We start from the raw sequence: 8058 nt of genomic DNA, 5'->3' as shown, positions 1-8058 counted from the left end.
CACCGGCGACGAGGTGCTGCGCCGGGTGGCGCAGACGCTGGAGGCCAACACGCCGGACGCCGAGAACACCTTCCGCTACGGCGGCGAGGAATTCGCGCTGATCCTCCCCGACAGCAGTCCCGAGATGGCGCAGCAGACCGCCGAACGTCTCCGCCGGGCGATCGGCGAGCTGACCCCGTCCGACGCCGCCCTCCCGGACGTGACCATGAGCTTCGGCCTCGCCTTCTGCGACGCGCCGCTTGATCCCGATGCGCTTGTCCGGGCTGCGGATGCGGCGCTCTACAAGGCCAAGGCGCAGGGCCGCAACCGGGTCGTCATCAGCGCCTGAACGACAGGCGCGGCGCGCAGGGCGGGGGCCCGACCGCGACGGCTCACCCCGCGTCGCTGTCCGCCAGGGCGTGGTCCTTCAGGTCCAGCACATCCTCGTCGCTCTTATCCCAGTCGCGGCGTTCCTCGTCGGTGGCGCGGGGCGAGAACAGGCCGGTGACGGCGTAGAAGATGCCAATCAGCGGCGCGGTCCAGCAGGCGAAGGCGAGCGGGATGTAGAGCAGATTCTGCAACTCGCCCGACATGATCCCGAGGCCGAGGGCCGAGATCACGAAGGCGCCGCCGGCGTTCCAGGGGATCAGCGGGCTCATCATCGTGCCGCCCTCCTCGACCGCGCGGCTGAGGTTCAGCGTCGAATAGCCCATGCCGCGATAGAGCGGCGCGTACATCCGGCCCGGCAGCGCGATGGAGATGTAGGGGTCGCCCGCCACCATGTTGGTGGCGAAGGCCGTGCCGATGGCCGAGCTCTGCACCGCCGCAAAACTCTTCACCCGGCCGATGATCGCCTGGATGATGGCCTCGAGACAGCCGGTCCGCTCCAGCGCGCCGCCGAAGCCGAGGGCGATCAGCATCAGGGAGATGGTCCACATCATCGACTGGATGCCGCCGGCGTTCAGCAGGCTGTCGATGTCGGCCACGCCGGTCTCGATGCTGTAGCCCGACTGGGCGTAGGTGAAGATCTCGTGCAGCCCCTCGCCCTGCAGGAAGAAGGCGACGACCGCACCCGCCAGCACCCCGGCGAAGAGCGAGGGCAGCGGCGGCTTGCGCAGCAAGGCCAGCACGATGACGATCAGCGCCGGCAGCAGCGGCAGCCAGCCGAGCGCGAATTGCTGGTCGAGCCGGGCGGTGATCTGCTCGATCGCGCCGAAGGAGGTGTCGCCCGGCTCGATCAGCAGGTAGCCCGCCGCCAGATAGACCACCAGGGCGATCAGCATCGCCGGGACCGTGGTCGGCAACATGTTCTTGATATGGTCGAAGACCGTGACCCCGGTCACCGCAGGGGCGAGGTTCGTGGTGTCCGACAGCGGCGAGATCTTGTCGCCGAAGAAGGCGCCCGAGACCACCGCGCCTGCGGTCCAGTAGGGCGGAATGCCGAAGCCCGCGCCGATGCCCATCAGCGCGAGGCCGATGGTGCCGACGGTGCCCCAGCTGGTGCCGAGCGACAGCGAGACGACGGCGCAGAGGACCATCGCCGCCGCGAGGAAGATCGACGGGTTCAGCAGCACCAGCCCGTAATAGATCAGCGTCGGCACCGTGCCCGAGGCGATCCAGACGCCGATGATCATCCCGACCACGATCAGCACCGCCAGCGACGGCATCGAGACGTGGATGACGTGGAAGATCCCCTCGCGGATGTCGAGCCAGGCCATGCCGCGCATCACGCCCAAAAGGCTGGTGATCGCCAGCCCGCAGATCAGCGGGATATGCGGGGTGAAGTCGCCATAGTAGAACAGCTGCAGCGCCAGCAGCCCCAGCGTCAGCACCACCGGCAGCAGCGCGAGGGGCAGCGACGGCAGGTCGCGCGGGCCGGTCTCCTGCGTTGTTTCCTCGGCCATTCTGCGTCCCCCTCTCGCTCTCGTGATGTGGAAGAAGCCCCGGCGCGGCGGGTTGGTTCCGCAATCCGCGTCACCGAAGCCGTCGAGGGCCTCAACCGTGGGGCGAGAGGGCCGCCGCCTGAGCGGCGACGGCAGGTGCACGACGGTCGGGCGAAAGCGGAGGGCGGTGCCCTCCAGCCCCGCCGACGCTTGGCGCTCAGCGTTGGCTGAGGTGCGTCCGCAGATAGGCCGCCGAGACAAAGCCCTTCAGCGCCCTTGCCTCCTTCAGCGTCACCCGGCACCAGCGGGTGCCGCGGTTCTGCTGGCAGTCGCCCACCCGCAGCAGCGTGCCGTTCGGGATCCCGACGATCACCGGGTATTCGAGCCCGGGACCGGAGCGCAGCTTCAGCAGGTCATTCTCCTCGACCCCCGCGACCTCGTGATAGCCGGTCGGGCCTGCCTGAGCGCCGGCGACGCTCAGCAGGACGGCCGCCAGCGCGGCCAGGACGGCGTTCCGCATCCTTCTCTCCTTCTTCTGCCTCGGCCGGCTTCTAGCCCAGAGCGCGCTCCGCCGACAGGGCGCCGGTGGCCTCGTCCGGCAGGGCCGCGCGGAGGTCCGCCGGCGCCGCGCACCCCCCGCCGGCGCGGGATCGCGCCTTCGGGCTTGCACCCCGCCCGCATCGCCTGTCTCATTCCCCGGCGCGGTCGCGCGCTGCCGGGGGGACTGCGATGACGAGACTGACACGGATCTGGAACGAACTGGTCGCCCCGTTCTTCCGTCGCCCCCGGCGGCTGCAGGTGGCCGCGCTCTGCTGCCGCAACAGCGAGACGGGGTGCGAGATCCTGCTGATCACCAGCCGGGGCACGGGCCGCTGGGTGATCCCGAAGGGCTGGCCGATGCGCGGCCGCGGCTCCGCCGGCGCCGCGCTGCAGGAGGCCTGGGAGGAGGCGGGTGTGCGCGGCCGGATCAGCGACACGGCGGTCGGCAGCTATGTCTATGACAAGTTCCAGAAATCCGGCCTGCCGGTGCCGGTGGAGGTCATGGTCTACCCGGTCGAGGTCGAGGAGCTGGCCGACGACTTTCCCGAGGCCGGCCAGCGCCGCCGTCTCTGGGTCTCGGCCGGAGAGGCGGCGACACTGGTGGCCGAGCCCGGGCTGCAGCGGATCCTGCGCGGGCTGCAGGCCGAGGCGGCCAATCACGGCAGGGTCCGATCAAGCATTGAAACCCCGGGCGGTCCTGTTTAGGAGGCTGCGGACCAGCTCGGAGAACCTATGGCGAACAGAGATTTTCAGGCGCGGCACCTCGAGACGCTCGACCGCGATCTTGGCCGCTTCTCGAACCTTGAGCTCGCGACGGGCTATGTCACCCGGCCGATGGTCGGGTTCGGCATCGCGCTGGTCTTCGTGGTACTGGCGGCGCTGGCCGCGGCGCTGCTCCTCGGCCAGACGCCGAACGCCATGGTCGTCGTGGTGGCCGCGGCGCTCGGCGCCTACATGGCGCTGAACATCGGCGCCAACGACGTCGCCAACAACATGGGCCCCGCTGTCGGCGCCAAGGCCCTGACCATGGGCGGCGCCATCCTCATCGCCGCGGTCTGCGAGACGTTGGGCGCGCTGCTCGCCGGCAGCGACGTGGTCGACACCATCTCCAAGGGGATCATCGGCCCGGGCACGCTCGGCACGCCGGAGCAGTTCATCTGGGCGATGATGGCGGCGCTGCTGTCTTCGGCGCTCTGGGTCAATTGCGCGACCTGGATCGGCGCGCCGGTCTCGACCACCCATGCGGTGGTCGGCGGGGTCATGGGCGCGGGCATCGCCACGGCGGGCTTCGGCGCGGTCGCCTGGCCGACGATGGGGGCCATCGCCGCCAGCTGGGTGATCTCGCCCCTGCTTGGCGGCATCGTCGCGGCGGGGCTGTTGTGGTTCATCAAGGCGCGGATCATCTACCGGCCCGACAAGATCGCCGCCGCCCGGCTCTGGGTGCCGGTGCTGGTCGGGGTGATGGCCGGGACCTTCGCGCTCTACCTGGTGATGAAGGGGCTGAAGGCCGTTGTCACGGTGTCCCCGGTGGTCGCCGGTGTAGTCGCCATCGGCGTCGGCGTCGCGGTCTGGCTGCTGATGATCCCGGTGATCCGGCGGCAGTCGAAGGGGCTGGAGAACCGCAACAAGTCGCTGAAGGTGCTGTTCGCCATCCCGCTGATCGTCTCGGCGGCGCTCCTGAGCTTCGCCCACGGGGCCAATGACGTGGCCAACGCCATCGGCCCGTTGGCGGCCATCGTCGCCGCCTCGCAGGGCGCCGGCGTCGGCGATGCGGTCGCCATTCCGTTCTGGGTGATGCTGATCGGCGCGGTCGGGATCTCCTTCGGGCTGTTCCTGTTCGGGCCGAAGCTGATCCGCATGGTGGGCAGCCAGATCACCAAGCTGAACCCGATGCGCGCCTATTGCGTGGCGCTCTCTGCGGCGCTGACGGTGATCCTGGCCAGCTGGCTCGGCCTGCCGGTCAGCTCCACCCATATCGCGGTCGGCGCGGTCTTCGGCGTCGGCTTCTTCCGCGAGTGGGATTCCGAGCGGCGGCTGCGCAACATGCGCATGGCGCTGCCCAGCCGGCCGCAGCTGTCGCCCGAGGAGCGCCGCCGCCGCAAGCTGGTGCGCCGGTCGCATTTCATGACCATCGTCGCCGCCTGGATCGTCACGGTGCCGATGACCGCCGGCCTCGCCGCCGCCGTGGTGGCCGGCATCCGGACGGTGGCGGGCTGAGGCCTCGGCGGCACGGCCCGCTAGCCTAGCAGCATCGCCAGCACCACGCTGTTCGCCGCGAGGCTGAGGGCCAGCAGCAGCCCGATCCGGCGGTCGCGCCGGCGGGCGGCGGCGGCCTCGCAGAGCAGGCTGCGCAGGATGGCGTAGCTCGCCGCCGTGTCGCTGCGGCCCTGCGCCAGCAGCCGGTCGCGGTCGGCTGTCTCCAGATCATAGGGCTGGCCGTCCCAGGGGCCGAAGGCCTCCAACTCGCGGGCCAGCGTCACCCGCCCCAGCGCCTCGATCTCGAGGAGTTCGGTGGCGCAGTCGCCCGGACCGGCGTTCATCCGGATGTTCAGCTGCTGCTCGCGCAGATACTGCGCGGCCCGCAGATCGGTGGCGGCGCGCGGCTTTGCGGCGGCGGGCTGCGGTCTGTCGGCCGGGGCGGGATCCGGCCGGGGAACGTGGGTGCTGCCCTGCAGCCGGGGCTCGGAACATTCCATCAGGGGGAATCCTTCTTCTGGGCGCATGGGAGTCCGGCTTCTGTAGCAGGTCGGTGATGAACCCGACCGGAACCGGCCGTTCATTCCCGGTTCATCCCGTTTCTGATAGGCCCTCTGCATGAACCGCAAGCCCGCCCTCTTTGCCCTCGCCCTCGCCGCATTCCTGCCGGCGACCGCCGGGGCGTGGCAGGAGCTCGACCGGGCCGAACTGCGCGCCAAGGTGCGCAGCGGCGACAGCCTGAGCCTCTCCCGCGTGCTGGGACAACTGCGGCAGCGCGTCCCCGGCGAGGCCATCGACGTGCGCGCGCTATCCGGCGAGGGGGTGTTCTACCGCATCATCGTCCGGCAGCCGAACGGCCAGCTGGCGAGCGTCGTCGTCGACGCCGCCAACGGCGAGCTGGTCCCCGCCCGCAGCGCGCTCGCCCGCGAGGTCTCCCGCGCCGTCCGCAGCCTGTCCGGCGGTCAGAACGCCGCCAGCCCCTCCCCGGGCGCCGCGGGAAAGACCCCGTCGGCGGGCAGGAATAACGGCAACGCGGGCGGAAATGGCGGGGGAAACAGCGGCGGCAACGGCGGTGGGAACAGCGGCGGCAACGGCGGTGGGAACAGCGGCGACAACGGCGGTGGGAACAGCGGCGGCAATGGCGGTGGGAACGGGGGCGGCAACGGCGGTGGGAACGGGGGCGGCAACGGCGGTGGGAACGGGGGCGGCAACGGCAGTGGGAACGGTGGCGGCAACGGCGGTGGGAATGGCGGGGGCAACGGCGGCGGGAACGGTGGCGGCAAGGGCCGAAACTAGCTATCCTCGCGGCTTCGCAACCGAGACCGGAGCCCTGATGCGTATCCTGCTGGCGGAAGATGAGACCGTCCTGTCCGACCAGATCCGCCGCGTGCTGACGGCGGAGGGGCGGGCGGTCGACGTGACCCATGACGGCGAGGAGGCCGCCTTCCTTGGGTCGACCGAGCCCTATGACGCCATCATCCTCGATCTCGGCCTGCCGCGCCGCGACGGGCTGTCGATCCTGAAGGACTGGCGGGCGCAGGGCATCACCACCCCGGTGCTGATCCTGACCGCAAGGGACGGCTGGTCGCAGCGCGTCGACGGGCTCGACGCCGGGGCGGACGATTACCTGACCAAGCCTTTCCACATGACCGAGCTCGCCGCGCGGATCCGGGTGATCCTGCGCCGCCGCATGCCTTCCGCCAACCCGGTGTTCCGCAAGGGCGCGCTGGAGTTTGATACCCGCACCGGCCGGGCCACGGTCGATCTGATGCCGGTCGACCTGACCCAGCAGGAGGTCGCGGTGCTGACCTATCTCGTGCACAATGTCGGGCGGATGGTGACCCGGACCGAGCTGTCGGAGCATATCTACGCCTATGACGGCGACCGCGATTCCAACACCATCGCCGTATTCATCGCCCGGCTGCGCAAGAAGCTGGGGCCGGAGCTGATCCAGACGGTGCGTGGCAGAGGCTACAGCATAGACGCCGAATGATGCGCTCGCTGCGCCGGCGGGCGATCCTGTCGGGCTTGGCCCTGGCGACAGCCAGCATGGGGCTCGGCGGCGTCACGCTGTTCGTCTTCCTCAACACCATCGCGCTGAAGCGCTTCGACGACGCGATCGCCGACCGGCATCTGCAGGTGGTCGTCGCCTCGCTGACCGCCGGGCCGGACCCGGCGGCCATCGCGCGCGAAGTGGCGATCCCGGCCTATGACCGCGCCTATTCCGGCAGCTACTGGCAGATCGTGCCGGCGAAGGGCCCCGCGGTCACCTCGCGCTCGCTGTTCGACACGCTGCTGCCGGTGCCGCCCGATGTCGGCCCGGAGCTCGCCTTCGCCGAGGTGGAGGGGCCGGACGGCCCGCTGCGGATCGGCTACAGCCGGATCAACGCCGAGGAGGCCGACCCGCAGGTGGTCATCGTCGGCGAGACCACCGAGGGGCTGGTGGCCGAGCGCCGGCAGGTCCGCAACGGGCTGGCGGCGGCCTTCGGGCTGGTGGCGGCGCTGGGGCTGGTCAGCGCGCTGCTGCAGACCTCCACCGTGCTGCGCCCGCTCTCCGCGCTGCGGCGCGACATCACCCGGCGCTGGCAGGGCGAGGAGACGCTCGACCCCAAGGCCTACCCGTCGGAGGTGGCCCCGCTGGTCGAGGACATCAACCTGCTGATCCAGCGCAACCGCGACCTCCTCGACCGCAACCGCCGGCAGGGGGCCGACCTTGCCCATGCCCTGCGCACCCCCTCCGCCATCCTGCGCAACGAGCTCGACAGCTTCCTCGAGGCCGGCGTCGACGCGCATCGCGCGGTCGAGGCGCTGGACCGGATCGACGCGCAGATCCTGCGGTCGCTGGCGCGGATCCGGGCGGCCAATGTCTCGGTCGGCAGCGCCCGCACCGATGTGCGGCAATCCGCCGACCGGCTGGCCCGGCTGTTCCGCTCGATGTTGGGCGAGGGGGCGATCCTGTCGGTGCAGGTCGAGAAGGGGCTGCGGGTGGCGATGGACACCCAGGATTTCGAGGAGGCGCTCGGCAACCTGCTCGACAACGCCACCAAGTGGAGTCGGGGCCAGGTGAAGCTGAGCGCCGCCGCGGATGGCGACGAGGCGGTCGTCACGGTCGAGGACGACGGCCCCGGCCTGCCGGAGAACGCCCATGCCGAAGCGCTGCGCGCCGGTGGCCGGCTGGATCTTTCCGCCAAGGGTTCGGGGCTCGGGCTGCCGATCGCGCGCGATCTGGTGGAGGTCTACGGCGGCTCGCTGGCGCTCGGCTCCTCCGGGCTCGGCGGGCTTTGCGCCGTGCTGCGGCTGCCGATGCGCGGCGCGCACGGGCTCAGCGCCAAGGGCTGAGGCCCGCCTGTCCCAAGATGAACGACACATGAACGGGCTGTTGGCCAGCGGTTCAACAAGCCTGTGGTTCAACTGCACGCAGCACATCCTCGCCGGTACCACACCGGCCGGGTGGACAGCC

9 protein-coding genes are annotated in these 8058 nt (G+C 70.8%); 6 read left to right on the top strand and 3 right to left on the bottom strand.

Translation table 11 applies throughout. From position 1 onward, the window contains the following. Positions 1 to 328 (top strand): GGDEF domain-containing protein (locus tag C5F48_RS10300; RefSeq protein ID WP_146170578.1); only part of this gene is annotated, 328 nt, incomplete at its 5' end. 43 nt (positions 329 to 371) lie between these two features. On the opposite strand, the gene nhaC is transcribed toward C5F48_RS10300, so the two are convergent. Both nhaC and C5F48_RS10290 read right to left on the bottom strand, forming a co-directional pair. Next, positions 372 to 1883 (bottom strand): Na+/H+ antiporter NhaC, encoded by a 1512-nt coding sequence (gene nhaC, locus C5F48_RS10295; protein ID WP_107663822.1) that lies wholly within the window; start codon positions 1881 to 1883, stop codon positions 372 to 374. Between the two features lie 196 nt (positions 1884 to 2079). Beyond that, positions 2080 to 2382: an SH3 domain-containing protein gene (locus C5F48_RS10290; RefSeq protein ID WP_107663821.1), complete on the bottom strand. Its 303-nt coding sequence runs from the start codon at positions 2380 to 2382 to the stop codon at positions 2080 to 2082. A 209-nt stretch (positions 2383 to 2591) separates the two neighbouring features. Between C5F48_RS10290 and C5F48_RS10285 the strand changes: the two genes are divergently transcribed. Further along, entirely contained in the window at positions 2592 to 3107 is a 516-nt protein-coding gene (locus C5F48_RS10285; protein WP_107663820.1) for an NUDIX hydrolase, read from the top strand. A 27-nt stretch (positions 3108 to 3134) separates the two neighbouring features. Then, entirely contained in the window at positions 3135 to 4619 is a 1485-nt protein-coding gene (locus tag C5F48_RS10280; protein ID WP_107663819.1) for an inorganic phosphate transporter, read from the top strand. 20 nt (positions 4620 to 4639) lie between these two features. Here C5F48_RS10280 and C5F48_RS10275 read toward each other — a convergent pair whose 3' ends face one another. Continuing rightward, on the bottom strand, positions 4640 to 5098 hold the full coding sequence (locus tag C5F48_RS10275) for a hypothetical protein (RefSeq protein WP_107663818.1): 459 nt from the start codon (positions 5096 to 5098) through the stop codon (positions 4640 to 4642). A 118-nt stretch (positions 5099 to 5216) separates the two neighbouring features. Between C5F48_RS10275 and C5F48_RS25140 the strand changes: the two genes are divergently transcribed. The 3 genes from C5F48_RS25140 to C5F48_RS10260 are packed head-to-tail and all read left to right on the top strand — an operon-like array spanning position 5217 to position 7937. Beyond that, positions 5217 to 5894, top strand: a complete 678-nt coding sequence (locus C5F48_RS25140) for a PepSY domain-containing protein (protein ID WP_170139740.1) — start codon at positions 5217 to 5219, stop codon at positions 5892 to 5894. 37 nt (positions 5895 to 5931) lie between these two features. Next, positions 5932 to 6591 (top strand): response regulator transcription factor, encoded by a 660-nt coding sequence (locus tag C5F48_RS10265; protein ID WP_107663817.1) that lies wholly within the window; start codon positions 5932 to 5934, stop codon positions 6589 to 6591. After that, entirely contained in the window at positions 6588 to 7937 is a 1350-nt protein-coding gene (locus C5F48_RS10260; protein WP_107663816.1) for a sensor histidine kinase, read from the top strand. The genes C5F48_RS10265 and C5F48_RS10260 overlap by 4 nt, the downstream gene beginning before the upstream one ends. The last annotated feature ends 121 nt before the right edge of the window (positions 7938 to 8058 follow it).

This window comes from Cereibacter changlensis JA139, from assembly GCF_003034985.1.
Taxonomy (GTDB): domain Bacteria; phylum Pseudomonadota; class Alphaproteobacteria; order Rhodobacterales; family Rhodobacteraceae; genus Cereibacter; species Cereibacter changlensis.
This window is presented reverse-complemented; position numbering and strand designations above follow the sequence as displayed.

Coding starts and splice junctions, on each gene's coding strand:
- C5F48_RS10285 (WP_107663820.1), top strand. CDS start 2,592: ATGACGAGACTGACACGGATCTGGAACGAACTGGTCGCCCCGTTCTTC.
- C5F48_RS10260 (WP_107663816.1), top strand. CDS start 6,588: ATGATGCGCTCGCTGCGCCGGCGGGCGATCCTGTCGGGCTTGGCCCTG.
- C5F48_RS10265 (WP_107663817.1), top strand. CDS start 5,932: ATGCGTATCCTGCTGGCGGAAGATGAGACCGTCCTGTCCGACCAGATC.
- C5F48_RS10280 (WP_107663819.1), top strand. CDS start 3,135: ATGGCGAACAGAGATTTTCAGGCGCGGCACCTCGAGACGCTCGACCGC.
- C5F48_RS10275 (WP_107663818.1), bottom strand. CDS start 5,098: ATGGAATGTTCCGAGCCCCGGCTGCAGGGCAGCACCCACGTTCCCCGG.
- C5F48_RS10290 (WP_107663821.1), bottom strand. CDS start 2,382: ATGCGGAACGCCGTCCTGGCCGCGCTGGCGGCCGTCCTGCTGAGCGTC.
- C5F48_RS25140 (WP_170139740.1), top strand. CDS start 5,217: ATGAACCGCAAGCCCGCCCTCTTTGCCCTCGCCCTCGCCGCATTCCTG.
- nhaC (WP_107663822.1), bottom strand. CDS start 1,883: ATGGCCGAGGAAACAACGCAGGAGACCGGCCCGCGCGACCTGCCGTCG.